We start from the raw sequence: 698 nt of genomic DNA on the forward strand, positions 1-698 counted from the left end.
ATGGTGGACGACGGCCAGACACTCCAGACCCTGCCCTGGACCTGCCGGGGCTGGCACGCCGGAACCGGCACCAGCGGCAAGACCGCCAACGACACCCACATTGCCTTTGAGATCTGCGAGCCCGACCAGTGCCGTCTGCTGCCGGTGGAGTGGGCGCCTCTGTACCGTGGGGCCAAGGGCATGAGCGCCTGGGCCGTCAAGCGTTGGCAGCAGGAGCTCCAGCGGATGGGACTGTACACCGGGGAGGTGGACGGCAGCTTCGGCCCGGCCACCGAGACGGCCACCAGGGCCGCCCAGGCCGCTCTGGGGCTCACTCAGGACGGCTCCTGCGGCCCCGCCACCCTGGCGGCGGCAGCGGCCCAGGAGGGCTCCCTCATGGCCTACGACCCGGAGGAGACGGAGGACTACTTCGAGGCTGTGTGGGACCGCGCTGTGGCCCTGTGCGCCTGCCTCTGCGAGACGTACGGCCTGGATCCGGAGCAGGACATCCTCTGCCACGCCGAGGGCTACCGGGCGGGCATCGCCTCCAACCACGCCGACGTGGAGCACTGGTGGCCGAGGCATGGCAAGATCATGGACGACTTCCGCGCCGCCGTCAAGGCGGCCCTGGGCGGGGACGGTCAGACGGAGCCGGAGGAGCCCCAGCAGCCCGCAGCGGAGCAGCCCGCCGACTGGGCGGCGGAGGCCTGGGCCTGGGC

The 698-nt window shown here is 72.1% G+C and carries 1 protein-coding gene; it reads left to right on the forward strand.

Features of this window, described 5'->3' with window-relative positions; all coding sequences use genetic code 11:
* On the forward strand, positions 1-698 hold a 698-nt coding region (locus WMO64_RS17045; RefSeq protein ID WP_349232770.1), incomplete at both ends, for a peptidoglycan recognition protein family protein.

The sequence above is a fragment of the Pseudoflavonifractor intestinihominis genome (assembly GCF_040096055.1).
Lineage (GTDB): Bacteria > Bacillota > Clostridia > Oscillospirales > Oscillospiraceae > Pseudoflavonifractor > Pseudoflavonifractor intestinihominis.